Annotated in this window: 23 protein-coding genes; 6 read left to right on the top strand and 17 right to left on the bottom strand. The window is 64.3% G+C overall.

Going from position 1 to position 23,747, the window contains the following annotated elements:
- The first annotated feature begins 46 nt into the window (after window positions 1–46).
- Window positions 47–922 carry a DUF2189 domain-containing protein gene (locus PNAP_RS05230; RefSeq protein WP_011800461.1) on the top strand — a complete coding sequence of 292 codons (876 nt, stop codon included), beginning with the start codon at window positions 47–49 and terminating at the stop codon, window positions 920–922.
- A gap of 96 nt (window positions 923–1,018) precedes the next feature.
- Here the strand turns inward: PNAP_RS05230 and dcd are convergent, their stop codons facing one another.
- The gene (gene dcd / locus PNAP_RS05225) at window positions 1,019–1,591 is read right to left on the bottom strand and encodes a dCTP deaminase (RefSeq protein WP_041376538.1); all 573 of its coding nucleotides are present in this window, start codon (window positions 1,589–1,591) and stop codon (window positions 1,019–1,021) included.
- Between the two features lie 172 nt (window positions 1,592–1,763).
- Here dcd and PNAP_RS05220 point away from each other — a divergent pair, with 172 nt between their 5' ends.
- On the top strand, window positions 1,764–2,063 hold the full coding sequence (locus PNAP_RS05220) for a hypothetical protein (RefSeq protein WP_011800459.1): 300 nt from the start codon (window positions 1,764–1,766) through the stop codon (window positions 2,061–2,063).
- Between the two features lie 27 nt (window positions 2,064–2,090).
- Here the strand turns inward: PNAP_RS05220 and guaD are convergent, their stop codons facing one another.
- From guaD to PNAP_RS05200, 4 genes are read right to left on the bottom strand one after another with little or no spacing between them, the layout of a single operon-like run.
- On the bottom strand, window positions 2,091–3,383 hold the full coding sequence (gene guaD, locus PNAP_RS05215) for a guanine deaminase (RefSeq protein ID WP_011800458.1): 1,293 nt from the start codon (window positions 3,381–3,383) through the stop codon (window positions 2,091–2,093).
- A 26-nt stretch (window positions 3,384–3,409) separates the two neighbouring features.
- On the bottom strand, window positions 3,410–3,772 hold the full coding sequence (locus PNAP_RS05210) for a 6-pyruvoyl trahydropterin synthase family protein (RefSeq protein WP_041377019.1): 363 nt from the start codon (window positions 3,770–3,772) through the stop codon (window positions 3,410–3,412).
- Window positions 3,773–3,786: 14 nt separating this feature from the next.
- Window positions 3,787–4,422, bottom strand: a complete 636-nt coding sequence (queE, locus tag PNAP_RS05205; RefSeq protein ID WP_011800456.1) for a 7-carboxy-7-deazaguanine synthase — start codon at window positions 4,420–4,422, stop codon at window positions 3,787–3,789.
- A complete protein-coding gene (locus PNAP_RS05200) occupies window positions 4,419–5,504 on the bottom strand; it encodes a BMP family ABC transporter substrate-binding protein (protein WP_011800455.1) in 1,086 nt (361 codons plus the stop codon). Before PNAP_RS05200 ends, queE begins: the two co-directional genes overlap by 4 nt.
- Window positions 5,505–5,849: 345 nt before the next feature.
- Here PNAP_RS05200 and PNAP_RS05195 point away from each other — a divergent pair, with 345 nt between their 5' ends.
- On the top strand, window positions 5,850–6,836 hold the full coding sequence (locus tag PNAP_RS05195; RefSeq protein ID WP_011800454.1) for a hypothetical protein: 987 nt from the start codon (window positions 5,850–5,852) through the stop codon (window positions 6,834–6,836).
- Window positions 6,837–6,867: 31 nt separating this feature from the next.
- Here PNAP_RS05195 and PNAP_RS05190 read toward each other — a convergent pair whose 3' ends face one another.
- The 7 genes from PNAP_RS05190 to PNAP_RS05160 all read right to left on the bottom strand — a co-directional run bounded on the left by PNAP_RS05190 (window position 6,868) and on the right by PNAP_RS05160 (window position 14,630).
- Window positions 6,868–7,251 (bottom strand): hypothetical protein, encoded by a 384-nt coding sequence (locus tag PNAP_RS05190; protein WP_011800453.1) that lies wholly within the window; start codon window positions 7,249–7,251, stop codon window positions 6,868–6,870.
- Window positions 7,252–7,377: 126 nt separating this feature from the next.
- On the bottom strand, window positions 7,378–8,664 hold the full coding sequence (locus tag PNAP_RS05185) for a YbfB/YjiJ family MFS transporter (RefSeq protein WP_011800452.1): 1,287 nt from the start codon (window positions 8,662–8,664) through the stop codon (window positions 7,378–7,380).
- A gap of 29 nt (window positions 8,665–8,693) precedes the next feature.
- Window positions 8,694–9,734, bottom strand: coding sequence for an adenosine deaminase (locus PNAP_RS05180; protein ID WP_011800451.1), 1,041 nt, complete (start codon window positions 9,732–9,734; stop codon window positions 8,694–8,696).
- Window positions 9,735–9,830: 96 nt separating this feature from the next.
- Window positions 9,831–10,982: a BMP family ABC transporter substrate-binding protein gene (locus PNAP_RS05175; RefSeq protein WP_011800450.1), complete on the bottom strand. Its 1,152-nt coding sequence runs from the start codon at window positions 10,980–10,982 to the stop codon at window positions 9,831–9,833.
- 81 nt (window positions 10,983–11,063) lie between these two features.
- Window positions 11,064–11,984, bottom strand: a complete 921-nt coding sequence (locus PNAP_RS05170) for an ABC transporter permease (RefSeq protein WP_011800449.1) — start codon at window positions 11,982–11,984, stop codon at window positions 11,064–11,066.
- Entirely contained in the window at window positions 11,984–13,066 is a 1,083-nt protein-coding gene (locus PNAP_RS05165) for an ABC transporter permease (RefSeq protein ID WP_011800448.1), read from the bottom strand. The genes PNAP_RS05170 and PNAP_RS05165 overlap by 1 nt, the downstream gene beginning before the upstream one ends.
- Window positions 13,056–14,630 carry an ABC transporter ATP-binding protein gene (locus PNAP_RS05160; protein WP_011800447.1) on the bottom strand — a complete coding sequence of 525 codons (1,575 nt, stop codon included), beginning with the start codon at window positions 14,628–14,630 and terminating at the stop codon, window positions 13,056–13,058. Before PNAP_RS05160 ends, PNAP_RS05165 begins: the two co-directional genes overlap by 11 nt.
- 263 nt (window positions 14,631–14,893) lie before the next feature.
- On the opposite strand from PNAP_RS05160, the gene xdhA reads away from it, so the two are divergent.
- Both xdhA and xdhB read left to right on the top strand, forming a co-directional pair.
- The gene (gene xdhA, locus PNAP_RS05155; RefSeq protein ID WP_011800446.1) at window positions 14,894–16,414 is read left to right on the top strand and encodes a xanthine dehydrogenase small subunit; all 1,521 of its coding nucleotides are present in this window, start codon (window positions 14,894–14,896) and stop codon (window positions 16,412–16,414) included.
- Window positions 16,411–18,810 carry a xanthine dehydrogenase molybdopterin binding subunit gene (xdhB, locus tag PNAP_RS05150; RefSeq protein ID WP_011800445.1) on the top strand — a complete coding sequence of 800 codons (2,400 nt, stop codon included), beginning with the start codon at window positions 16,411–16,413 and terminating at the stop codon, window positions 18,808–18,810. Before xdhA ends, xdhB begins: the two co-directional genes overlap by 4 nt.
- 81 nt (window positions 18,811–18,891) lie before the next feature.
- Here the strand turns inward: xdhB and PNAP_RS05145 are convergent, their stop codons facing one another.
- Complete coding sequence (locus tag PNAP_RS05145; RefSeq protein ID WP_011800444.1) at window positions 18,892–19,224, bottom strand: c-type cytochrome; 333 nt, start codon at window positions 19,222–19,224, stop codon at window positions 18,892–18,894.
- Between the two features lie 304 nt (window positions 19,225–19,528).
- Here PNAP_RS05145 and PNAP_RS05140 point away from each other — a divergent pair, with 304 nt between their 5' ends.
- On the top strand, window positions 19,529–20,155 hold the full coding sequence (locus PNAP_RS05140) for a class I SAM-dependent methyltransferase (RefSeq protein ID WP_011800443.1): 627 nt from the start codon (window positions 19,529–19,531) through the stop codon (window positions 20,153–20,155).
- An 82-nt stretch (window positions 20,156–20,237) separates the two neighbouring features.
- Here PNAP_RS05140 and PNAP_RS05135 read toward each other — a convergent pair whose 3' ends face one another.
- The 4 genes from PNAP_RS05135 to PNAP_RS05120 are packed head-to-tail and all read right to left on the bottom strand — an operon-like array spanning window position 20,238 to window position 23,718.
- Window positions 20,238–21,533: an NAD(P)/FAD-dependent oxidoreductase gene (locus PNAP_RS05135; protein WP_011800442.1), complete on the bottom strand. Its 1,296-nt coding sequence runs from the start codon at window positions 21,531–21,533 to the stop codon at window positions 20,238–20,240.
- A 10-nt stretch (window positions 21,534–21,543) separates the two neighbouring features.
- Complete coding sequence (locus PNAP_RS05130) at window positions 21,544–22,275, bottom strand: amino acid ABC transporter ATP-binding protein (RefSeq protein ID WP_011800441.1); 732 nt, start codon at window positions 22,273–22,275, stop codon at window positions 21,544–21,546.
- Window positions 22,272–22,922 (bottom strand): amino acid ABC transporter permease, encoded by a 651-nt coding sequence (locus PNAP_RS05125; RefSeq protein WP_011800440.1) that lies wholly within the window; start codon window positions 22,920–22,922, stop codon window positions 22,272–22,274. The genes PNAP_RS05130 and PNAP_RS05125 overlap by 4 nt, the downstream gene beginning before the upstream one ends.
- Before the next feature lie 43 nt (window positions 22,923–22,965).
- Window positions 22,966–23,718: an ABC transporter substrate-binding protein gene (locus tag PNAP_RS05120; protein WP_011800439.1), complete on the bottom strand. Its 753-nt coding sequence runs from the start codon at window positions 23,716–23,718 to the stop codon at window positions 22,966–22,968.
- Between the last annotated feature and the right edge of the window lie 29 nt (window positions 23,719–23,747).

Raw genomic sequence — 23,747 nt, 5'->3', positions numbered from 1 at the left:
TGGTTAGGCTGGGACTGATAACTACCTGTTCTCCACCCCAAGCTTCATGACCTCTCCCACTTCTCCTGCAGGCGGTAGCCCGCCGTCTGCGGCCACCCTCAAAGCCCAGCCCCAGCCTGACGGGCTTCCCGTCATGGACACGCCCTATGTGCCGCCGCCCCCTGTCGGGCCGCAGGCCATGATGCGGCCGGTCGGCCCCGGCGCTCCTTTTGGCTGGCTGGCCGCCGGCTGGCGCGACCTGAAGGCGCACCCCGGCATCGGCCTTTTTTATGGGCTGTGCTTCTGGCTCATGGCCATCACGCTGGGCGCCGTGTTTCGCGCCAGGCCTGAATACACACTGACGATAGCCTCCGGCTGCCTGCTGGTGGGCCCCTTCCTGGCCATGGGCCTGTATGAAGTCAGCCGCCGCCGCGAGCAGGGCCTCAAGCCCGAACTGGGGGCTTCGCTGACCTGCTGGGACAGCCACATCCGCAGCATGGGCATGCTGGTGCTGGTGCTGATCGTGCTGGAACTGCTGTGGGGCCGCGCCTCGCTGGTGGTGTTCGCGGTGTTTTTCAATACCGGCATGCCTTCGACCACCGGGGTTCTCAAGGCCGTGTTCAACCCCGACAACTGGGAGTTCATCGCCGTGTACCTGGCGGTGGGTGGAATGTTTGCGGCGCTGGTTTTTTCCACCGTCGTGGTGTCGATTCCGATGATCCTGGACCGCGACACTGACGCCGTTTCAGCCGCCATCACCAGCATCCGGGTGATTTTTTCAAACCTGGGCGTGATGCTGCTCTGGGGCATGGTCATCACGGCGCTCATTGCCGTAGCGCTCCTGCCCTGGGGCCTGGGCCTGATTGTGATCGGGCCGCTGCTCGGCCATGCCAGCTGGCATGCCTACCGGGGCACGGTTCGCTGGCAGGACGCGGCGGCGTAGCCGGATAACTCTTCAGACCGCGTCAACTGAAGAAGCCGGAGCGGAATCCCTGCGGCCAGTGCCGAAGCCACAGCCTGCATCAGGAAAATCGCCAGTTCACGCCTTGGGCAGCGTCACCCCGACCTGTCCCTGGTATTTGCCGCCCCGGTCCTTGTAGCTGACTTCGCAGACATCGTCCTTGTCGCTTTCAAAGAACAGCACCTGCGCGCAGCCTTCGCCAGCGTAAATCCGGGCCGGCAGCGGCGTGGTGTTGGAGAACTCCAACGTGACATAGCCTTCCCATTCGGGCTCGAAGGGCGTGACGTTGACGATGATGCCGCAGCGGGCGTAAGTGCTTTTTCCCAGGCAGATGGTCAGCACGTTGCGCGGAATGCGGAAGTACTCCAGGGTGCGGGCCAGCGCAAAGCTGTTGGGCGGAATGATGCAGCTGTCGCCGTGCATGTCTACAAAGCTTTTTTCATCGAAGTTTTTCGGGTCCACCACGGTGCTGTGGATGTTGGTGAAGACCTTGAACTCGGGTGCGCAGCGGATGTCGTAGCCGTAGCTGGAGGTGCCGTAGCTGATGATCTTGTGGCCGTCCCGCTCACGAACCTGACGGGGTTCAAAGGGCTCGATCATGCCGGTGGTTTCGGCCATGTGGCGTATCCATTTGTCGCTTTTGATGCTCATTGTTTGCTTCCCATGTCTGCCGGGCATTGTAAACGTGCGTCCCGCTGGCTCTGGACGCCGCGCTGTTGCGACGCCACATCAGTGGACATGTGTTTTTTGTTGCAGTGCAGCAAAAAACACATTGACACATATATACTTGAAAATCATCATTTTCGTTACAGGAGAAACACCTATGAAACACGTAAACATGATTTACGGCGCTGCGCTGCTGCTGGCCAGCAGCCTGTTGCCCGTCCAGGCGCAAAACCCGGTGGCCGCCAGCCCATCAGCGCAAGAAAGCCCAAACCGCTGCCAGGCCGAGATTTTCAAGTTTGAGAAAATCCTGAGCTTCATTCGTGAGTCCCAGGGCCTGCAAGCCGCCGCCCTGATCAAGGAAAAGATGCTGCCCGCCAAGGTGGAAAGCGAAATTTTGAAAAAGGACGGCTACTGTGGCCTTGCGCGCCATCTGCGCGATAAAAAGCTGACCAGCTGAAACGCCTGGCGCCAGCCCGCTGCCTCATCACGCGGCAGATACAGGAGCTGCAATCACCACCCGTTCCACCAACCTGTCATCGCCCAGCACGATCAGGGCAAACAGCAACTCATCCAGGCTGGCAGCCTGCGCGGTCTTGCGGGCCAGCAGCGCCGTGGCTTTCGGATTGAGCACGACAAAGTCAGCCTCGCAGCCGGGCAGCAGGTTGCCCACCACGCCTCCCAGGCCCAGCGCCTGCGCGGCGCCGCCCGTGTGCTGCCACCACAGGTGTTGCGGGCTCAGTGACACGCCGGGCTTGGTCTGCCCTTCCCGGCCGACGTAATACGCCGCCAGCATGGTGTGAAACGGACTGAACGAGGTGCCGCCGCCGACATCGCTGGCCAGCCCGTAGCCAAAACCCACGCGGTCGGCGCCTTCATAGTCAAAAAACCCGCTGCCCAGGAACAGGTTGCTGGTCGGGCTGACGGCGGCGGCCGCACCCGTGCCACGCATCAGCGCGCGGTCTTCGTCGTCGAAATGGATGCAGTGGGCATAGATGGCGCGCGGTCGCATCAGGCCGAACTGCTCGTACACGCTCAGGTAGCTGCGGGCCTCGGGATACAGGCTCTTGACCCAGGCGACTTCGTCCTTGTTCTCGGCGACATGCGACTGGACCCACACGTCCGGGTATTTCGCCGCCAGCTCGCCGGCCCCGCGCAACTGGGCCGCGCTGCAGCTCGGAACAAAGCGCGGCGTGATGGCGTAACCCAGCCGGTCCACGCCATGCCAGCGCCGGATCAGCGCTTCAGTGTCGAGCAGGCTTTGCTCGGTTTGATCGCGCACGCCATCGGGCGAGTTCTGGTCCATCAGCACCTTGCCAGTGATCAGGCGCAAATTGCTTTTTTGCGCTTCGGCAAACAGTGCGTTGACCGATTCGGGATGCGAGGTCGCGAATGCCAGCGCCGTGGTGACACCGTTGCGCAGCAGTTCTGCTATGAAAAACATAGCTGCTTGCGCACTGTAGTCGTGCGCAGAGAACCTTTTTTCATGTGGAAACGTGTAATTCTCCAGCCACGGCAGCAAGCCCTCGGCCGGCGAGCCGATCACGTCGATCTGCGGATAGTGGATGTGCATGTCCACAAAGCCCGGCGCGATGATGCGGCCGGGGAAATGCTCGGTCGGCACATCGGCAAAGCGCGGCGCCAACTGCTGATAAGGCCCCACCGCCTGCACCACCTGCCGGCCTGCGGCATCCGGCCCGACGACCAGCAGGCCGTCCGATTCCAGCACGGCCTGACCAGGGCCGGAAAAGTAAAGTACCGAGGCGCGATAGGCTTTCATGGGCGCAAGATTACCTGATTCCAGGGTTATCGGCTGACCCGGCAGCCATCGCCAATCGAGGTGCGCCAGACCCGTACCGAGGTCAGCGCCGGCAGCGCGGGCAGCAGCTTTCTGAAGATGAACTGGCACAGGTTTTCCAGCGTCGGCGGCCCCAGGCCCTCCACTTCGTCGAGCAGGTGGTGGTCGAGCTGCTCGCGCAGCAGCGCCACCTCGCGCCGCACCAGCCCCAGGTCGATCACCATGCCGGTTGTCGGGTCGGGCTGGCCGGTCAAAAACACTTCGGCGTTATAGGTGTGGCCGTGGATGCGCTTGCTGCTGGCGGTTTCAATCGCCCGGTCCAGCGTGTGCGCGGCATCAAAAAAGAAGGTCTGGCTCAGCTCGCACATCATCATTGAAACGCCGTTCATCGGATGCCCGTGATCTTGTGCGTCTGCAAGCTGAGCCGCCAGGCGGGATTTTCCAGGCACAGCGCGATGCAGGCTTCGGTATTGTTGCGCCACGCGGGATTGTCCATCGGCTGCAGGTAGCGGTGCGTGAAGCGCGCGGCTTCGAGTTCGGCCCAGTCGAGCGCTGGCTGCGGCCAGACCACCTTGAGTTCATGGCCTTCGCGCTGAATCCACGGTGCGCCGGCCTTGGGGCTGACGCAGATCCAGTCGATGCCCGGCGGCGCGGCAATCGTTCCGTTGGTTTCCACGGCAATCACAAAACCACGCGCATGCAGCGCAGCGATCAGCGCGCCATCGACCTGCAGCAGCGGCTCGCCGCCGGTCATCACCACGAAGCGGTGGGCGCTGTCGCCGGCAGGCCACTGGGCTTCGATGCAGCCCGCCAGCGCTTCGGCATTTTTGAACTTGCCGCCCAGCGTGCCGTCGGTGCCGACAAAATCGGTGTCGCAAAACCGGCAGACCGCCGTGGCCCGGTCGGGCTCGCGGCCCGACCACAGGTTGCAGCCGGCGAAACGGCAAAAAATCGCCGGCCGGCCGGCATGGCTGCCCTCGCCTTGCAGGGTGTAGAAAATTTCCTTGACTTGGTAGCTCATGATGGTTTCCCGGTTGATGGCGTCAGCTTGCCCTGAACGCCCTGCACCAGGAAGTTCATGTCGCGGATCTGCTCGTCGCTCAGCGTTTTTCCGGCGGCCAGCACTTCGTGGCCTTCGTTGTCCAGCAGCGCGGTGCGCGCCTTGAACGGATGCAGCCTGCCGGCGGCAATGTCGCGCTGGCGCGCTAGAACTTCGTCGGCGACGGGTTTCGGCACCTTGGGGCCAAAGCTGTCAACGCGAATCATGCCTTCCTTCACCCCGCCCCAGAGCGCGCCGCTCTTCCAGTTGCCGGCCAGCACAGCTTTCGCGCGGTTGGTGTAATAACTGCCCCACTGGTGCGTGATGGCCAGCACCTGCGCATCGGGCGCCACCTTGCGCATGTCGGAATGGTAGGCCACCGCCAGCTTGCCGCGCTCCTGGGCGGCGCGCATCACGGCATCCGAGCCGGTATGAAACGCCATGATGTCAACGCCCTGGTTGAACAGCGTCATGGCCGCTTCGCGCTCGCGCGGCGGGTCGAACCAGGCGCCGAGCCAGACGACCTTGACGGTGGCCGTCGGGTTGACCGAGCGCATGCCCAGCGTGAAGGCGTTGATGCCCTGGATCACCTCGGGAATCGGAAAACCCGCCACATAACCGGCATTTCCGCTCAGCCGGCCGGCGGCAATGCCGGCCAGGTAACGGCCTTCGTAATAACGCGCATTGGCCACCGCCACGTTGGGCGCGGTCTTGTAGCCGGTGATGGATTCGAACTTCACGCCGGGAAAGTCCCTGGCCACCTTGAGCGTGGGCTCCATGTAGCCGAAGCTGGGGGTAAAAATCAGCTGGTTCCCCTGGCTGGCGAGGTCGCGGATCACGCGTTCGGCGTCGGCGCCTTCGGCCACGTTTTCGACATAGGTGGTCTTGACCTGGCCACCCAGCGCCGCCTCGACCGCCTTGCGGCCTTCGTCATGCTGGTGCACCCAGCCGGCGTCGGTGACGGGCGCGACATAGACGAAGCCGATTTTCAGCGGCGGCGATTGGGGAAAAGCGGGAGAAATAAAACAGGCGGCCACGAGCGTGGCAGCGAGGTTTTTATACATGGTAGTCCTCTACATGGCCCCGAAATAAAAACACCAGCGCACCGGGACAGCACGCTGATGAAGGTATTTTAAGGGAGCGGGCCATGCACCCGGCCCATGCCCGGAACCGGGCCGGCGCAATCGAGGTTCATTGATGCTTCAGTGCGGCGTCAGCGGGAATAACCGCAATGGCTGGCGTCGGCATCCTGGAAGCGCCCTTGTGGCAACAGGGGAGACAGGCTAGACTTTAAGAAGGTACGGGAAGGTGTCGGCTAATCCAGCCGATTCGTTCTGGCGGCCCCCCACTGGAGGTCGCGGGATGGCGCTGCTTCCCGGCGGCCTTGAGAATCATGCGGGGGTTGCATCATGAATGCTTTAAGTTGGGTTGTGCGGGCCTGCAGGCTCGCGCTTTTCATGCTCTCGGCTTCAGTGTCGATGCATGCCGGAGCCGCGACCAAGTTTGACGCCATGGATCCGCTTGGAACATTGCGCAAGGATCAGGTTTCGAAAAAGCAGGCGATCACTATCGATGTCGCCCCGGGGGATTGGGGAAACGCGGATGTTCGGGATATCAAACGGGTGCTCGACTCGGTCGCGGCCGAACTCCTGACCCACGCCGGGACGTCCAGTGGCGCCCTCAGCATCCGCGTGATTCCCCGTCGCGGGTCGCCCAAGGTGCTTTATGAGCGTGGCGTGGAAGGGCAATACGTCATCCAGCTGACCGCCAGGGACGAGCGCTGGTTCCAGTACGTCTTTCAGTTTTCCCATGAGCTGTGCCATGTGCTGTCAAATTTCGACCACAAGGAAACCATCGGTGACGGAAAAGTGGACGAAAGCAATCAGTGGTTTGAAGAGGCGCTGTGCGAAACCGCTTCACTCTTTACCCTGCGGCGGCTCGCGGTCGTCTGGGAGACGAATCCCCCGACGCGGAACTGGACGGGTTACGCACCCCTGTTTTCGGCCTACGCCCTCCGTCTGATGAGTGAATCGCACCGCCATCTGCCTGCAGGCCAATCACTGCGTGACTGGTATGCGCAGAACCAGTCCGCCTTAAGCGACAACCCCTACCTGCGCGAAAAAAACGAGCTTGTGGCCGCAAATCTGCTGCCATTGTTCGAGGCGCATCCCGAACTGTGGCAGTCGATTACTTACCTGAACCCCACGAAGACCAGCGCCAGCAAGCCATTTGCGCAATACATGGCGGACTGGCAAGCGGCAAGCCTGGACAAGACGCTGGCTGACCAGGTGCTCGAACTGTTTGGGCTGGCTGACGGCGGCGAGTCACGCGGGGAAAAATTGGCTGCCATCCCGCTCGCACCCCGCACATCCATGAATGGACCTGCGGGAGATTAACAACCGTCGAGCCGTGCCCCTAAAACTCTGACTAGGGGCCGGGGGGCATCCATTGCTGTTTCTGTTTAATGACAGAGTTGACTGCATCGACGTAATTGTTGAACCACGTCGAACCCGTGTCTGGCATCCGAAAGCCCGCAACATAGCCGTTAAACCCGTCAAGCGGACCGTTCGGGCCGGCTGCGCCATAGGGCTGCATGCTTTCTTGAAAGGCAATTTGCTGGTTGAGTTCCTCGACGTAGTAGTCGAGCCATCCGGAGCCGGTATCCCGGCCGGCCATCATCCCGATCATTTCATTGAAGGCATGGTCCGATCCCGACACGTCCGTCTCCGCGCTGACCGGGGTTGCCACCAGGGCAACACAGGCCGCGACAGCGGCAGAGATCGAAGCCAAACCTGATTTTGAAGCTTTCATGGCATTCTCCTTCGGTAGCGAGTGCATAACTTTTATAGGCCGGAGTTTTTGCCTTGTCAATCAGCAGACTGAGCCAAAAAGGGCAGGAGTCCGAAGCGGGGGTGCATGCGCGACCCGGCCCTGCGCTCAAGCCCGTGCGGGGGCTTCGCCTCGCCGCTGCACCGGGTAAGCCCTGGCCATCCAGCCGAACAGCAGCGCACCGGCCAGCAAGGTGCCGGCCGCGATTTCCAGCGACAGGGTGAACCCCTCGCCGGTGCTCGCGGCATGCCTGAGCAGCAGCGCCACCAGCGGCGGGCCGAGAATCTGCCCCACGCCATAGGTCGCGGACAACAGCCCCATGAAGCTGGCGGCGCTGGCCGGACGCAGGCGCCGCGCCTCCTGCATCGCAAAAAAGGTGATGGCGGTGAACGGCAGGCCCAGCAGCAGGCTGCCGATGGCAAAGCCGGCCAGGCTGGGGCTCCAGAGGCTGGCCGCGATGCCGGCCGCCTGCAGGACATAGCAGCCCGCCAGCAGGCCCCGGAAGTCTTTTCCGGGCGGCAGGCGGGTGGCCAGCAGCGCACCCAGGGTGACGCCCAGGCCGAAAAGCGGCCAGAACAGGTCCAGCCACGCCGAACCGGGCAGCGCGGCGCGGGCAATCACCGGCAAAAAGGTGGCGCTGATGATGTAGCCGAAGCCGGCCAGGCCATAGGCCAAGCTGAAAACGGTGACTTCAGCCACGCCGTGGCGAACGGACTCCGAGCCGGGCACCCCTGGCGCATGCAGGGCACGCGGGGCCAGGCGTTCATTTCCGCCGTCAAAAACCTGCCAGACCGTGGCCGACAGCCCGAACGCCAGCACGCCAAAAATCAGCCAGCCGGTGGCCGCCGTCCAGTGCAGGGACACCATGCCGCTGGCCAGCAGGCCGCTGACGACAATGCCCGCGCCCGGACCGGCGTAAATGACGCCGCCCATGGCCGGCACGCCCAGCCGCGACAGGCGGGCAAGGCACCAGCCCGAGGTATAGACAAACACCACCGCGCTGGTGATGCCGGCGGCAAGGCGCAGCACCGGCCAGGCGGCCGGCAACTGCCACGCCATGGCCAGCGTCAGCGCGCCGGTGGCCAGCAGCCCGGCACGCACCAGCGACGCATAGGCCAGCAAGGGCAGCCAGCGCAGACGCGCCCAGATCCACGGCTGCAGCGTGCAAAAAATGGCGCCCAGCATGTAGCCCAGGTAGTTGGCACTGGCCAGCCAGCTGGCGCCCGGCAGATCGACCACACCGTCGCTGAGCATCATGGGCAGGATGGGCGTGAAGGCAAACCGGCCTATGCCCATGGCCACGGCCAGCGCCACCAGCCCGGCCAGTGCGATGGGCCAGGCGCCCGACGGAGTGGATGCGGTAGGTCGGGTTGCCTGTTTTTCGATCAGCGCCATGAAGGTGTTTTTCTTTTCTATGCCAGCGTCTATTGAAACGTCGCGAAGGTCTCGTCAAGCCGGCCAATATGGCGCGCCTTGGCCGCCTCGTCGATGAAGCTGGCCTCGAAACTGTTGCGCGCCAGCCGGTAGGCGTGTTCGGCATTGAACGGGCCGGCGGCAAAGGTCTGGGTGAAGTTTTCGTTCATGTAGCCGCCGAAGTAAGCCGGGTCATCCGAGTTGACGGTGGCCGCCAGCCCGGCATCGAGCAATTGCCGCAGGTTGTGGCTGGCCAGATCGGGGAACACGCACAGCTTGAGGTTGGACAGCGGGCACACGGTCAGCGCGATGCGGTCTTGGGCCAGCCGCTGCATCAGCAAGGCGTCACGGCTGGACTGCACGCCGTGGTCGATGCGCTCGACCTTGAGCACGTCCAGCGCGGTCCAGACATAGGCCGGCGGCCCTTCCTCGCCGGCATGCGCGACCAGATGGAAACCCAGTTCGCGGCAGCGGGCAAACACGCGGGCGAACTTTTCGGGCGGATTGCCAACCTCGCCGGAATCGAGCCCGATGCCGATGAACTTGTCCTGGAAAGGCAGCGCCTGCTCCAGCGTTTCAAAGGCATCCTCTTCACTCAGATGGCGCAGGAAGCACAGGATCAGGGAAGCGCTCACGCCCATCTCGGCCTGGGCATCGACGCAGGCGCGGTGCAGGCCGTTGATCACGGTTTCCATGGGTACGCCGCGCGCGGTGTGCGTCTGCGGGTCGAAAAACAGCTCGGTGTGGATCACGTTGTCCTGCGCCGCTTTCAGCAGGTAGGCACGCGCCATGTCGTAGAAATCCTGTTCCGTCAGCAACACGCTGGCGCCCGCGTAGTAGATGTCCAGGAAGCTCTGCAGGTTGGTGAAGGCATAGGCGCTGCGCAGCGCGTCCACGCTGGCATAGGGCAGCGCCACGCCGTTGCGCCGGGCCAGCGCAAAGATCAGCTCGGGCTCCAGCGAGCCTTCGATGTGGATGTGCAGCTCGGCCTTGGGCATGAGCCTGAGCAGCGCGGGCAGGCGGTCGGCGGCAACGGGTTTGACAAGGTTCATTTCAATATCCTGAAAAAGAAAAGCTGCCCGAAGGCAGCTCAAAACTGACAATGCGAGCGCTCCGGCCCTAGGGCGCGGAGCATCGCGTCATTATCTTCAGTTACCCGGAACCTTGCCTTCGACGCCCTTGACGTAGGTCTTCAGGCCGCCCAGGAACTTGTCGTCGGCGACCACATCCTTGGCCAGCAACTCCTTGCCGGTGTTGTCCATGATCGGGCCTTTCCAGATCGAAAAGCTGCCATCCTTCAGGCCGGCCTTGACTTCGTCGATGCGCTTTTTGGTGTCGTCGGGCACGTCGGCGGCGATGGACACCAGGTCAATCGCACCTTCCTTCACACCCCACCAGGCGCTTGTGCCACCGGCCCACTTGCCTTGCAGCGCGTCGCCCACGGCCTTGATGTAGTACGGACCCCAGTTGATCACGGCCGAAGCCAGGTGGGCCTTGGGGCCGTAGGCAGTCATGTCCGAATCCCAGCCGAAGGCGCGCTTGCCCATTTTCTCGGCAGTCTGCAGCACGGCCGACGAGTCGGTGTTCTGGAACAGCACGTCGGCGCCGCCGTTGATCAGCGCGGTGGCGGCTTCGGTTTCTTTTGGTGGATTGAACCACTCGTTGACCCAGACCACCTTGGTCTTGATCGCCGGGTTGACCGACTGCGCGCCCAGCGTGAAGCTGTTGATGTTGCGCACCACCTCGGGAATCGGCACCGAGCCGACCACGCCCAGCGTGCCGGTCTTGCTCATCTTGCCCGCCACCACGCCGGCCATGTAGGCGCCTTCGTAGGTGCGGCTGTCGTAGGTGCGCATGTTGGCGGCGGTCTTGTAGCCGGTGGCATGCTCGAACTTGACATCTTTCAAGTCATTGGCGACCTTGAGCATGGGCTCCATGTAGCCGAAGGTGGTGCCGAAGATCAGCTGGTTGCCCTGCCCCGCCATGTCGCGGATCACGCGCTCGGCATCGGCCGACTCGGGGACTTTTTCGACAAAGCTGGTGACGACCTTGTCACCGAACTCTTTTTCGACCGCCTTGCGGCCGTTGTCATGGGCATAGGTCCAGCCGCCGTCGCCGACCGGGCCGACATAGGCAAAGGCGACTTTCAAGGGTTCGGCCTTGGCCGGAGCGGCGGCGGCCGGTGCGGGCGCAGGCGCGGGCGCGGCCTCCTCTTTCTTGCCGCAACCCATCAGGGCCGCAGCAGCCACCGCCGAAAGGGCCGCGAGCTTGAGCAGGGAGCGTTTTTGCAGGTCTGTCATGTGATGTCGCTTTCAATCAAGGGTCAAAAAAATAGAGGCCGGTGGCGCCTGGAAACAGCCAGTCATTATGCGGCTGGCAAATCAGGCACCGGGGTAAAACGGCTTGCCGATGGAGCTTGGCATGTTGACGCGAATCCACAGCGGATTGCGCGAAATCAGCACCAGCACCACGATGGTCGCCAGGTAGGGCAGCATGGACAAAAGCTGGCTCGGAACATTCACGCCCAGCCCCTGCAGATGAAACTGCAGCATGGTCACGCCGCCAAACAGATAGGCTCCCAGCAGAACCCGGGCCGGACGCCAGGTGGCAAAGGTCGTCAGCGCCAGCGCGATCCAGCCCTTGCCGGCAATCATGCCCTCGACCCACAGCGGCGTGTAGACCAGCGACACATAGGCGCCCGCCAGCCCGCACAGCGCGCCGCCGGCCATCACGGCGGCCAGGCGGATGCGCCGCACCGGGTAGCCCAGCGCATGCGCCGACTCGGGGCTTTCACCGACCGAGCGCAGCACCAGCCCGGCGCGGGTGCGGTACAAAAACCAGATCAGCCCGCCCGTCAGCGCCATGGCGACATAGACCATCGGATGCTGGCGAAACAGCGCCGGGCCGAAGAACGGAATGTCGGCCAGGTACGGAATCGGGTACTGCGTCTGCTCGGGCAGCTTTTCCTGTACATATTTGATGCCGGCAAAGGCCGAAAAGCCGGTGCCGAACAGCGTCAGCGCCAGTCCGGTGGCGTACTGGTTGGTGTTGAGCCAGATCACCAGCCCGCCAAAGATGGCGGCCAGGAAGGCGCCGGCCGCCATGCCGGCGGCAAAGCCCAGCCAGGTGTTGCCGGTGTGGATCACGGTGGCAAAGCCGGCGATGGCCGCGCACAGCATCATGCCCTCGGCGCCTAGGTTGACGATGCCGGCTTTTTCATTGATCAGGAGGCCCAGCGAGGCAATCGCCAGCACGGTGCCGGCGCTCAGCGTGGCGGCCAGCAGCAAGGCGGTGGAATCCATCAGCGGCCTCCTTGGGCGGAAACGGGAAGCGGTTTGAAGAGCTGCAGCCGGTAGGCAATCAAGGTGTCGCAGGCCAGCAGGTTGAACAGCAGCAGGCCCTGGAACACGCCGGTGATCGACTTGGGCAGGCCCAGGCGCGACTGCGCCAGCTCGCCGCCAATGTAGAACATGCTCATCAAGATGGCCGAGAACACCACGCCGACCGGATGCAGCCGCCCGACAAAGGCCACGATGATGGCGGCAAAGCCGTAGCCCGCCGGCACATAGGGCGTGAGCTGGCCAATCGGCCCGGCCACCTCCAGCGCACCGGCCAGCCCGGCCGCGCCGCCCGAGATCAAGAGCGCCACCCACAGCGCGCGGCGCGATGAAAAGCCTGCGTAGCGCGCGGCGGCCGGCGCCTGGCCGCTGACCTCCTGCGCAAAGCCGGCATAGGTGCGGTACAGGTAGAGCCACAGCGCGGCCACGCCGGCCAGCGCCAGCAAGATGCCCACCGTCACGCGCGAGCCCTGCATCAGCCGGGGAATCTGCGTCACGGCCTCGAAGGTCCTGGTCTGCGGAAAGTTGTAGCCCGCCGGGTCTTTCCAGGGGCCGAACACCATGTAGTTGAGGATCAGCTCGGCCACATAGACCAGCATCAGGCTGACCAGGATTTCATTCGCGTTGAAGCGGTCGCGCAGGAAGGCGGTGATGCCCGCCCAGGCCATGCCGCCCAGCACGCCCGCCGCCAGAATGGCCGGGATGATCCACGGCCCGGTGGTCTTGTCGGCCAGCAGCGCGATGCCGCCGGCGGCCAGCGCGCCCATCACGAACTGCCCTTCGGCGCCGATGTTCCAGACGTTCGAGCGAAAGCACACCGCCAGCCCGAGCGCAATGATCAAGAGCGGCGTGGCCTTGACCAGCAGCTCGCCCAGCGCATACGGCGACCTGACCGGCTCCCAGAAAAACACCTGCAGGCCCTTGACCGGGTCCTTGCCCAGCGCCATGAAGAGGCCGATGCCGATGGCCACGGTGATCAAGAGCGCCAGAATCGGCGAGGCATAGCTCCAGAACGACGACGGCTGGGGACGCATTTCAAGCTTCATGCCGCGCTCCTGCTTTGTCTGCTGCGGTGGCCGGCGCCCACAGGCCGCTCATCCACAAGCCGACCTTCTCGACCGTGGCGTCGGCGCGCGGCAGCGAAGGCGACAACTGGCCCTTGGCCATCACATACAGCCGGTCGCAGATTTCAAACAGCTCGTCGAGTTCTTCGCTGACCACCAGCACCGCGCCGCCCGCGCCCGCCAGCTTGAGCAGCTCGCCGCGAATCTGGCTGGAAGCGCCCACATCGACGCCCCAGGTCGGCTGCGAGACGATGAGCAGCGCCGGCCTGGCGTCAATCTCGCGGCCCATGATGAATTTTTGCAGGTTGCCGCCTGACAGCGACTTGGCGACGGCCTGCGGCCCGCCGCACTTGACCTTGTAGCGCTCGATGATCATCCGGGCCTGCGCCTGCAGCCTGGCGGTGCTGAGCCAGCCGCCCGCGCCCACCGCGTCCTTGCGCGTGAGCAGCAGGTTGCGCGCCAGCGGCAGCAGGGGCACCGCGCCGCGCCCCAGCCGTTCCTCGGGAACGAAATGCACGCCGAGACGGCGGCGCCGCGCCGGGCTCATCTTGCCGACGCCCTGGCCCTTGACGGTGATGGCTCCGGCGGCCGCGCGCGTGTCCTCGCCCGACAGCGCATACAGCAGCTCCTTCTGGCCGTTGCCCGAGACGCCGGCAATGCCGACCACCTCGCCCGCGCGCACCTGCAGCGCCACCTGGTGCAAATCGACGCCGAACTGCTCTTCTTTCGCCAGGTCGAGCTGCTTCACATCGAGCACCACGTCGCCGGTCTTCAGCACGCGGCGCTCCAGCGCGGGCGGCTCGGCGCCGATCATCAGGCGGCTGAGCGAGGCGTTCGATTCCTCGCGCGGGTCGCACTCGCCCGACACCTTGCCGGCGCGCAGCACGGTGCACGCGGTGCACAGCGCACGGATTTCGTGCAGCTTGTGGCTGATGTACAGAATGCTGCAGCCTTGGCTGGACAGCGTGCGCAGCGTGACGAACAGGTTTTCGACCGCCTGCGGCGTCAGCACCGAGGTCGGTTCGTCCAGGATCAGCAGCTTCGGATGGGTCATCAGCGCGCGAACGATCTCGACGCGCTGGCGCTCGCCGACGCTCAAGGTGTGCACCGGCCGCGTCGGGTCGAGCTGCAGGCCGTAGGCCTTGGTGGTTTCCAGGATGCGCTGGGACACGTCGGCCAGCGTCAAATGCTTGTCCAGCCCGAGCCAGACGTTTTCAGCGACGGTCAGCGTGTCGAACAGGCTGAAATGCTGGAACACCATGCTGATGCCCAGCGCCCTCGCCTCCTGCGGGTTGCGCACCACCACCGGCTGGCCGTCGATGGACACGCTGCCCGCGTCGGGCTTGACCGAGCCGTAGATGATTTTCATCAGGGTCGATTTGCCGGCGCCGTTTTCACCCAGCACGGCGTGAATCTGGCCGGGCAGCACGGCGAGCGCAATGTCGCTGTTGGCGACCACGCCGGGGTAGCTTTTGCTGATGCCGAAAAGCTGCAGCCGGGGCGGCGCGGCGGCGCTGCGGGAGCTAGGGGTCGGTGAAGCAGTCATGGGTTATCTTGAATCGCCTTATTTTTTTGTTTTCTTAAGGGTTTTTGCCTCTTTGCGCATACAGCACGGGCGCTGACAGCTATCTTTTTAAGAGCATATCAGGCGCCGGTCCCTTCACGCGGCAGCGCGGCATTTTCCTTGCTTTGCATGCAGGCCTGCAGCAAGCTTGATGCCATGCCCGAGATCGTTGATACCTGTCCGCCCAGGCGGTAATATGAAGCGCTGCAGGCAGTTCAAAGCCCGATTGTTTTAACCTGATTCCCATGACCACCCACCCCATTGTTGTTCAGCCCGCCGCCAGGACTCTCCGCTTCATCCGCAGGGGCGAAGTGGTGAATCTGGGCAATGTACCACCCGGGCGCACCGTTTTGGAGCTGCTGCGCGAAGACCTCGGCTGCACCGGCACCAAGGAAGGCTGCGGCGAAGGCGACTGCGGCGCCTGCACCGTCGTGCTCGGCCAGATCGAGGACGGCGCCCTGCGTTTTCGCGCCATCAACAGCTGCATCCGGCTGGCGCATTCGATTGACGGCATGGCGCTGTGGACGGTCGAGGACATTGCCGAGCAGGACGGCACCCTGCATCCGGCGCAGCAAGCCATGGTGCAGTGCCACGCCTCGCAATGCGGCTTTTGCACGCCCGGCTTCGTCATGAGCCTGTTCGGCATGTATCAGAACTATGTGGCCCCCACGCTCGGCCCGGCGGCGTTGAATGCCACGTCCCAGCCCATCACGCGGGCGCTGGCGCAAGAGGAACTCTCGGGCAACCTGTGCCGCTGCACCGGCTACCGGCCGATTCTGGACGCCGCGCAAATCATGGGCAGCCTGCCGCCCGTGGCAATCGACCACGACACCTTGCTATCAAAACTGGAGCTGCTCGCGCAAGCTGGCTATGCGCAAGAGGTCGATTCGGCTTATAAATTGCCGTACACGCTGGCCGATCTGCTCAAGGACCGCGCCGCCCACCCGACAGCGCAGCTCGTGGCCGGCTGCACCGATGTGGGCCTGTGGGTGACCAAGCAGCACCGCCAGTTCGGCGAAATCCTCGACCTTACCCAGGTGGAGGAGCTGCGCCACATTGAAGACCAGCCCGACCACCTGTTGATAGGCGCGGCGGTGACGCTGGCCGATGCCTTTGGCGCGCTGATCAAGGACCGGCCGCAGCTGCACAACTTCGCCAGCCGCTTTGCCGGGCTGCCAGTGCGCAACTCCGGCACGCTGGGCGGCAACATCGCCAACGGCTCGCCGATTGGCGACTCGATGCCGCTGCTGATCGCGCTGAATGCCCGGATCGTACTGATGAGCGAGCATGGCCAGCGCGAGATGGCGCTCGAAGCGCTCTACACCGGCTACCGGCAAACCGTGATGGCGGCCGATGAAGTGCTGGCCTTTATCCGGGTGCCCAAAGCCACGCCAGAGGAGACGCTGAAGGTTTACAAAATCTCAAAGCGCTACGACGACGACATTTCCGCCGTCTGCCTGGCCATCAAGCTGCACATTGACCAAGGCGTCGTGGCCCGTGCGTCCATCGGCGCGGGCGGCGTGGCGGCAACGCCGGCCAGAGCCGTCCAGACTGAAGCCTTCCTGACCGGCCAGCCGTGGACGCTGGACACCGTGCGGCAGGCCATGAATGTGCTGCGCGCCGAGTTTTCGCCGATTTCCGACATGCGCGCCTCCAGCGCCTACCGCACCGAAGTGCTGGGCAAGCTGCTTGAGCGCTACTGGCTGGAGAGCCAGGGAATGCAGCAGATCAACCTGGCCTCTTTCATGCTGGAAGAAACGCCATGACCATGGACAAGAACTTTTCCGTGAGCCGCGATGAAGTCGCCGACCCCGACGTGAATGCGGCCAACGCGCATGCCGACCTGCTGGCCGGCCCGCAGCCGGCGGCCATCAGCCCGCCCCCGGCGGCGCAGGCGGCCGGAACGTCGCGCTTTCACGAAAGCGCGCGCGCCCAGGTTCTGGGCGCCGCGACCTACGTGGACGACATTCCCGAGATCAAGGGAACGCTGTATGCCGCGCCGATTCTGTCCACCGTCGCGCATGGCCGGCTGCTGGGCGTGGACAGCCGGGCCGCGCTGGCCATGCCCGGTGTGCGCGATGTGATCCTGGTACACGACATCCCCGGCGACCCGCTGCTGGGCAACTTCGCGCACGACGAGCCGGTCTTTGCGCTGGACCGGGTAGAGCACATCGGCCAGGTCATCGGCGTGGTGGTTGCCGACTCGGTGATGCAGGCGCGGCGCGCGGCGCGGCAGGTCAAGTGCCAGATCGACGCCCTGCCCGCGATCCTGAGCGTGCATGACGCGCTGAAGGCGCAAAGCTATGTGCTGCCGCCGGTGTTCGTCAAACGCGGCGATGCCGAGGCGGCGCTCAAAACGGCGGCGCACACGCTGCACGGCACGCTCGAAGTCGGCGGCCAGGAGCATTTCTACCTCGAAGGCCAGGTCGCCTACGTGCTGCCGCAGGAGCAAAACCAGTGGCTGGTGTATTCGAGCACCCAGCACCCGGGCGAAATCCAGCACTGGGTGGCGCACGCCTTGGGCATCGACCAGCACGCCGTGCGCGTCGAATGCCGGCGCATGGGCGGCGGCTTTGGCGGCAAGGAAACGCAGGCCGGCCACATGGCGGTCTGGGCCGCCATCGCCGCGCGCAAGCTCAACAAGCCGGTCAAGCTGCGCATGGACCGCGACGACGATTTCCTGGTCACCGGCAAGCGCCACCCGTTTGCTTACGACTACACGGCGGGCTTTGACGACACCGGCCGCATCACCGGCCTGAAGCTCATGATGGCGGTGAACTGCGGCTTCAGCGCCGACCTGTCCGGCCCGGTCGCCGACCGCGCGGTGTTCCACGCCGACAACGCCTATTTTCTGCAGGATGTCGAGATCGCGTCCTACCGCTGCAAGACCAACACCCAGAGCAACACCGCGTTTCGCGGCTTCGGCGGTCCGCAGGGCATGATCGTGATCGAGACCATCATGGGCGACATCGCGCGCCAGCTCGGCCTGGACCCGCTAGCCGTGCGCAGGCGCAACCTGTACGGCATCGGCGAGCGCGACGTGACGCACTACCAGATGAAGGTCGAGGACAACATCCTGGAGCCTTTGCTATCAAAACTGGAGCTGACTGCGCACTACCAGCAAAGACGGGAGGCTATTTCGGCATGGAACGCCAGCAGCCCGGTGATTCAGCGCGGCATCGCCATCACGCCGGTGAAATTCGGCATTTCGTTCACCGCCACGCTGTTCAACCAGGCCGGCGCCCTGGTGCATGTGTACACCGACGGCTCGTGCCAGGTGAACCACGGCGGCACCGAAATGGGCCAGGGCCTGAACACCAAGGTGGCGCAGATCGTCGCCGACGAACTCGGCATCGCCTTCGAGCAGGTGCTGATGACCGCCAGCGACACCGGCAAGATTCCCAACGCCTCGGCCACCGCCGCGTCGGCCGGCACCGACCTCAACGCCCGGGCCGCGCAGTACGCCGCGCGCACGGTGCGCGACAACCTGGCGCAGTTCGTCGCCGGGCTGGACGGCTGCGGCGCGGGCGCGGTGTCGTTCAGGAGCGGCCAGGTCACGACGCCGACAGGCACGCGGCCGTTCACCGAAGTCGTCAAGCTCGCCTACGCCAACCGCATCCAGCTCTGGAGCGACGGCTTTTACCGCACGCCCAAGATCCATTACGACAAGAACACGCTGACCGGCCGGCCGTTTTACTACTTTGCCTACGGCGCGGCCTGCACCGAAGTGGCTATCGACCTACTCACCGGCGAGAGCCGCGTGCTGAAGGTCGATATCCTGCACGACGTGGGCCACAGCATCAACCCGGCGATTGACATCGGCCAGATCGAAGGCGGCTTCGTGCAGGGCATGGGCTGGCTGACCACCGAGCAGCTGGTCTGGAACGACCAGGGGCTGCTCAGCACGCATGCCCCCAGCACCTACAAAATCCCGACCACGGGCGATGTTCCCGAGCATTTCAAGGTCGGTTTGTGGCCCGAGCCGAACCGCGAAGACAACGTCTTCGGCAGCAAGGCTGTCGGCGAGCCGCCGCTGATGCTGGCGATCAGCGTCTATGAGGCGCTGCGCGACGCGGTGGCGTCGGCACGGCCGGGGCAGCGGGTGCGGCTGGAGGCGCCGGCCACGGCGGAGAATGTGCTGCGGGCGCTTGGGGGTTTGTGAATCTGGCGCAACTGATCCAGTCAGCGCAATGCTGGGAATGACTCAATTTTCCCTGCCGCCTGCTTCGCAGGCTTCCAGGGTTTATTGAGTCAATATCCACTTGACCATTTTCTTGGCCTCGTCCTCGCTGACCAAGGGACGCTCCGAGTCGTCGGGCATCCTTGCCTTGCCCCAGTGCTCCAGCCCTTCACGCCCGCTGCCCTTTCGGATGGTGGCCACCAGCATTTCTTCGGCATTCTTCTTGCCTTTCCAGCGGGCGGCGATTTTCTGGAACGAAGGTCCGGCGAAATCTTCCTTCACCTTGTGGCACTGCATGCATTGCTTCTCGCTCACCAATGTGGCGTCCGCAAAAGCTGGAGCGCAGACACCGAGCGCGCCCGCAAGGACCGCAATTGAAATTGCATTTATTTTCATGAAACCCCCTGATTGACGAAATGTCAGCACAAAAAACCAAATGTCCCGAGTTCGCATTGCCTGGCGCCTCATGGCAAGACAAGCAGGACACCGATATTTTTCAACCGTAAGACATCGTGGCAGTCGTCTTTATGGCTGTGGTTGATTCAAATCAACGGGACACAGAGTTGGGTGATTCTGATCCCGTGGCCGTGGCATGGCAGTGCGTCCGGCTGTTTGCAAGAGGCAGGCGAGGCCATCTCCCATGCCTCTTTTTCCTTGTATCCATCACTGCCCGCCGGCACATCGACTAGCATGACCCGCCATGACCACACCCCCCAACCCCCTCGACCAGATCGCCGCCCAGACGCTGGCGCATTACGAACACCATGCCGAAGAGTTCTGGCAAGGCACGCGCGGCCATGACGTGAGCCAGAACATCGCCGCGCTGCTGGAACACATCGAGGCGACGCCGCCGTTTGAACTGCTCGACTTCGGCTGCGGACCTGGGCGCGACCTGAAGACCTTCAAGGAACTCGGCCACCGCCCCACCGGGCTGGAAGGCTCGGCGCGGCTGGCGGCGATGGCGCGCGACTACAGCGGCTGTCCGGTGCTGGAGCAAAACTTCCTCGAACTCGACCTGCCCGACGCGCACTTCGACGGCGTGTTTGCCAACGCCGCGCTGTTCCACGTTCCCAGCCTGGCCCTGCCGCGCGTCCTCGGGCAACTGCATGCCACCTTGAGGCCGGGCGGCGTCCTGTTCAGCTCCAACCCCCGGGGCGACGGCCAGGAAGGCTGGAACGGCGAGCGCTACGGCGTCTTTCATGACTGGCCGGCCTGGCGCGATTACCTGCTGGCCGCAGGATTCGCCGAACTGACGCACTATTACCGCCCCGCCGGCCTGCCGCTGGCCCAGCAGCCCTGGCTGGCCAGCGTGTGGCGCAAGCGCTGATCCGAACCGAACTGTTTTCGACTTGCGAAAGCCGGCGATTGATGCGCCGGCTTTTTTTATGCGCAGTGCATCGCCAGCGCGCTTAAACGCCGCCGTCGGTCATCCGGTACCAGCCGATGACCGCCGAGACATACAGGCGCCTCAGTCCGTACAGCGGAAATGGCTTGATCTTTGAGGGCGCGACGGGCAGCGCCTGTTTGTCGCCGGTGGCGATGTACTCGGCCAGCGCCTGCCCCATGCGCGTCTGCAGGCCGACGCCGCGCCCCTGGCAGCCGATGTCGATCAGCAGGCCGGGCGCGGGCTCGTGCAGGTGCGGCAGGTAGTCGCGCGTGATGGCGACATGCCCGCACCAGCGGTAAGCAATCGGAATGCCGGCCGCTTGCGGGAACATCTTGCCGATCACGTTCTGCAGATGCGACCAGTCTGCGGGCTGGGCCGGGTCGGGCTCGTTGAAGCTGCCGCGTCCGCCCATCAACAGGCGACCGCTGTGGTCGATGCGGTAATAAAGCAGCAGGTTGCGGGCGTCCGACGACACATGGCCTTCGGGCAGGATGCTTTTTCGCACCGCTTCGGGAAGCGGCTCGGTCGCGATCTGGAAGGAGTTGGCATTGATGATCGATTTGCGCAACTGCGGCCACAGCCCGTCGGTGTAGCCGTTGGTGCACAGCACCACGCGCTCGGCGCTGACGCTGGCGCCGCCTGCGGTGGTGACCTGCCACTGGCCCTTGTCCTGCAGCAGTTGCGTCGCCGGGCTGTCGGTGTGAATGACCACGCCGGCGGCGATGGCGGCGCGCGCCAGGCCGCGCACGTAGCTCAGCGGCTGCACGCCGCCGCCGCGCGGGTCCATCCAGCCGCCCAGGTACTTGTCGGTGCCCAGCAGGCGGGCGGTTTCGGCGCGGTCCAGCAGTTGCGCGGCGACGCCCTGCGCGCCCCAGTCGCGCACGCGCCGCTCGGCCATCTTGAGCGCGGCCGGCGTGTGCGAGCCCTGAACCCAGCCACGGCGCACCTGCGGCACGTCCATCTTGTGCTTGTCGATCAGGTTGAACACGGCATCGACCGTGCCGGCGGCAAAATCGACCAGGCGCTGCCCTTTCTCGCGTCCGAACATCGTCATCAGCTCGCTCGGGTCGAACTTCATGCCCGGAATGACCTGTCCGCCGTTGCGGCCGGAGCCGCCGAAGCCGATGTCGCGCGCTTCGAGCACCACGACGCGCACGCCGCGCTCGGCCAGGTGCAGCGCCGTGCTCAGGCCGCAGTAGCCCGCGCCGACGATGACCACGTCGGCTTTCGCGTCGCCTTGCAGCGGCGTGGTTTCAGGCGCGGGCGCCGCCGTGGCAGCCCACAGGGACGGACTGAGGGGAAAGAATTCCTGTGACATGGGTTGCGCCTTACATGGGGTGAAGAACACGCCGCAGGAAGTCCTGCGTGCGCGGGTTTTGGGGGTTGTTGAGAACCTCCTTGGACGGTCCCTGCTCGACGATCACGCCGCCGTCGATGAACAGCACGCGGTCGGCCACTTCGCGGGCGAACTGCATCTCGTGCGTGACGACCACCATGGTCATGCCGGACTCGGCCAGCTTGCGCATCACGCCCAGCACTTCGCCCACGAGTTCGGGGTCCAGCGCCGAGGTCGGCTCGTCGAACAAAATCGCCTCGGGCTGCATGGCCAGCGCGCGCGCAATGGCGACCCGCTGCTGCTGGCCGCCCGACAGCTGCGGCGGATGGGCGTTTTCCTTCTCGGCCAGGCCCACGCTGGCGAGCAACTGCCTGGCCCGCTCGATCACGGCCTCGCGCTTTTCGCCCTTGACGTAGACCGGCCCCTCGATCACGTTCTCCAGCACGGTGCGGTGCGGAAACAGGTTGAAGCGCTGGAACACCATCGCCACCTCGGTGCGAATCGCCTTGATGGTCGGCGACGTGTTGTCAACCCGCTGGCCGTGGATCTCGATGCTGCCGCCGCTGTAGCTTTCAAGCCCGTTGATGCAGCGCAGGATGGTGGACTTTCCCGAGCCCGAAGGGCCGATGATGCACACCACCTCGCCCTTGGAAACGCTGGCGTTGATGCCCTTGAGGACGTGGTGCGTTCCGTAGGACTTCTGCAAGTCGCGTATTTCAATCATTTTTTGCCCCGCTTCTCAAGATGGCGCACCAGCAGAATCAGCGGCACGCACATGACCAGGTAAATCAGCGCGACCAGCGTGAAAACGGTGGCGTTCTGGAAGGTGGAGGTAGCGATCATCTTGCCCTGCAGCGCCAGCTCGGCAACCGTGATGGTCGAGGCCTGCGACGAATCCTTGAGCATCATGATCATGATGTTGCCGTAGGGCGGCAGCACGATCTTGACGGCCTGCGGCAGCACCACGCGGCGCATCATCAGCCCCCAGCCCATGCCCATGGCCCGCGCCGCCTCGACCTGGCCATGGTCCACCGCTTCGATGCCGGCGCGGAAATTCTCGGCCTGGTAGGCCGAATAGGCGATGCCCAGGCCGAGGATGCCGGCCTGCAGCGCCGACAGCGAGATGCCGACGTCGGGCATCACGAAGTACAGGAAAAACAAAATCACGATGATCGGGATGCCGCGCAGCAGATTGATGATGGCGGCACTCAGGTTGGCCAGCAGCGGAATGCCGGACACGCGCATGACGGCCCACACCAGGCCCAGCACGGTGGACAGCAGCAAGGAGCCCAGCGTCACGAGGATGGTGAGCCAGGCCCCCTGGAGCAGGATGGGCATGAACTCCCGGGCATGGTGCAGAAACTGGGTCATGGGTGGTCGTTTTCAGTAGGTTGCGAAGTTGGTCGGGTCAGGCTCACAGGCCCCACTTTTTCAGGATGGCGTCGATGGCGCCGTTGGCCTTGAGCTTGGTCACGGCGGCATTCACCTTGCCCATCAGCTCGGTGTCGCCCTTGCGGGTGGCCATGCCGATGCTGTTGACCATGGTCGGCTTGAAGCTGGTGACCATGCGCAGGTTGGGGAACTGGCCCTTGGCCACGGCGAAGGCGGCAATCGGGTAGTCCAGCACGCCCGCATCGATGCGTCCGGCGTTGGCGTCGCGCATCAGGTCGGACGTGGTTTCGTAGAGCTTGACCTCTGAAAACAGCCCGCTCTTTTGCAGCGGATCGACAAAGGCCGTGCCGACCTGCACGCCGACCCGCTTGCCCTTCAAGTCGGCAAAGCTCTGGTAGGCGACCGTGTCCTGCTTCAGGACCACCACGCCTTCGCCGTAGCTGTAGATCGGCAGCGAAAAGTCCACGACCTCCTGGCGCGTCGGCGTGATGAACATCGCCGCCGAGATCAGGTCGATGCGCTTGGAGGTCAGCGAGGAGATCAGCGCCGAGAACTGCATGGGTTCGATCTGCACCCCGAAGCCCGATTCCTTGGCCACCGCATTGACGATATCGACCATCACGCCGTCGATGGTGTTGGTCTTGGTGTCCAGGAAAGTGAAGGGACTGCCGGTCGGCGTGGAGCCGACCTTCAGCACCGTCTGGGCCGACGCCGCGCCTGACAGCGAGAGCGCAAAAGTGACGGCAAGGGAAGTGGCAAGCGTTGCGAATTTCATGGTGAGTTTCCTTTTCTGTAATGTCAAAA

Source organism: Polaromonas naphthalenivorans CJ2 (assembly GCF_000015505.1).
GTDB classification, from domain to species: Bacteria; Pseudomonadota; Gammaproteobacteria; order Burkholderiales; family Burkholderiaceae_C; genus Polaromonas; species Polaromonas naphthalenivorans.
Note: the sequence above shows the minus strand (reverse complement) of the source record. Positions and strands in the feature narration are given on the sequence as shown.

What these genes read in the sequence shown, in the direction of transcription:
- PNAP_RS05195 (WP_011800454.1), top strand. Translation starts at nt 5,850, where the DNA reads ATGAATGCTTTAAGTTGGGTTGTGCGGGCCTGCAGGCTCGCGCTTTTC.
- dcd (WP_041376538.1), bottom strand. Translation starts at nt 1,591, where the DNA reads ATGAGCATCAAAAGCGACAAATGGATACGCCACATGGCCGAAACCACC.
- PNAP_RS05165 (WP_011800448.1), bottom strand. Translation starts at nt 13,066, where the DNA reads ATGAAGCTTGAAATGCGTCCCCAGCCGTCGTCGTTCTGGAGCTATGCC.
- xdhB (WP_011800445.1), top strand. Translation starts at nt 16,411, where the DNA reads ATGACCATGGACAAGAACTTTTCCGTGAGCCGCGATGAAGTCGCCGAC.
- PNAP_RS05175 (WP_011800450.1), bottom strand. Translation starts at nt 10,982, where the DNA reads ATGACAGACCTGCAAAAACGCTCCCTGCTCAAGCTCGCGGCCCTTTCG.
- PNAP_RS05120 (WP_011800439.1), bottom strand. Translation starts at nt 23,718, where the DNA reads ATGAAATTCGCAACGCTTGCCACTTCCCTTGCCGTCACTTTTGCGCTC.
- PNAP_RS05130 (WP_011800441.1), bottom strand. Translation starts at nt 22,275, where the DNA reads ATGATTGAAATACGCGACTTGCAGAAGTCCTACGGAACGCACCACGTC.
- PNAP_RS05210 (WP_041377019.1), bottom strand. Translation starts at nt 3,772, where the DNA reads ATGATGTGCGAGCTGAGCCAGACCTTCTTTTTTGATGCCGCGCACACG.
- PNAP_RS05230 (WP_011800461.1), top strand. Translation starts at nt 47, where the DNA reads ATGACCTCTCCCACTTCTCCTGCAGGCGGTAGCCCGCCGTCTGCGGCC.
- PNAP_RS05135 (WP_011800442.1), bottom strand. Translation starts at nt 21,533, where the DNA reads ATGTCACAGGAATTCTTTCCCCTCAGTCCGTCCCTGTGGGCTGCCACG.
- guaD (WP_011800458.1), bottom strand. Translation starts at nt 3,383, where the DNA reads ATGAAAGCCTATCGCGCCTCGGTACTTTACTTTTCCGGCCCTGGTCAG.
- PNAP_RS05220 (WP_011800459.1), top strand. Translation starts at nt 1,764, where the DNA reads ATGAAACACGTAAACATGATTTACGGCGCTGCGCTGCTGCTGGCCAGC.
- PNAP_RS05160 (WP_011800447.1), bottom strand. Translation starts at nt 14,630, where the DNA reads ATGACTGCTTCACCGACCCCTAGCTCCCGCAGCGCCGCCGCGCCGCCC.
- PNAP_RS05200 (WP_011800455.1), bottom strand. Translation starts at nt 5,504, where the DNA reads ATGTATAAAAACCTCGCTGCCACGCTCGTGGCCGCCTGTTTTATTTCT.
- xdhA (WP_011800446.1), top strand. Translation starts at nt 14,894, where the DNA reads ATGACCACCCACCCCATTGTTGTTCAGCCCGCCGCCAGGACTCTCCGC.
- PNAP_RS05125 (WP_011800440.1), bottom strand. Translation starts at nt 22,922, where the DNA reads ATGACCCAGTTTCTGCACCATGCCCGGGAGTTCATGCCCATCCTGCTC.
- PNAP_RS05180 (WP_011800451.1), bottom strand. Translation starts at nt 9,734, where the DNA reads ATGAACCTTGTCAAACCCGTTGCCGCCGACCGCCTGCCCGCGCTGCTC.
- PNAP_RS05170 (WP_011800449.1), bottom strand. Translation starts at nt 11,984, where the DNA reads ATGGATTCCACCGCCTTGCTGCTGGCCGCCACGCTGAGCGCCGGCACC.
- PNAP_RS05185 (WP_011800452.1), bottom strand. Translation starts at nt 8,664, where the DNA reads ATGGCGCTGATCGAAAAACAGGCAACCCGACCTACCGCATCCACTCCG.
- PNAP_RS05145 (WP_011800444.1), bottom strand. Translation starts at nt 19,224, where the DNA reads ATGAAAATAAATGCAATTTCAATTGCGGTCCTTGCGGGCGCGCTCGGT.
- PNAP_RS05140 (WP_011800443.1), top strand. Translation starts at nt 19,529, where the DNA reads ATGACCACACCCCCCAACCCCCTCGACCAGATCGCCGCCCAGACGCTG.
- queE (WP_011800456.1), bottom strand. Translation starts at nt 4,422, where the DNA reads ATGAGCTACCAAGTCAAGGAAATTTTCTACACCCTGCAAGGCGAGGGC.
- PNAP_RS05190 (WP_011800453.1), bottom strand. Translation starts at nt 7,251, where the DNA reads ATGAAAGCTTCAAAATCAGGTTTGGCTTCGATCTCTGCCGCTGTCGCG.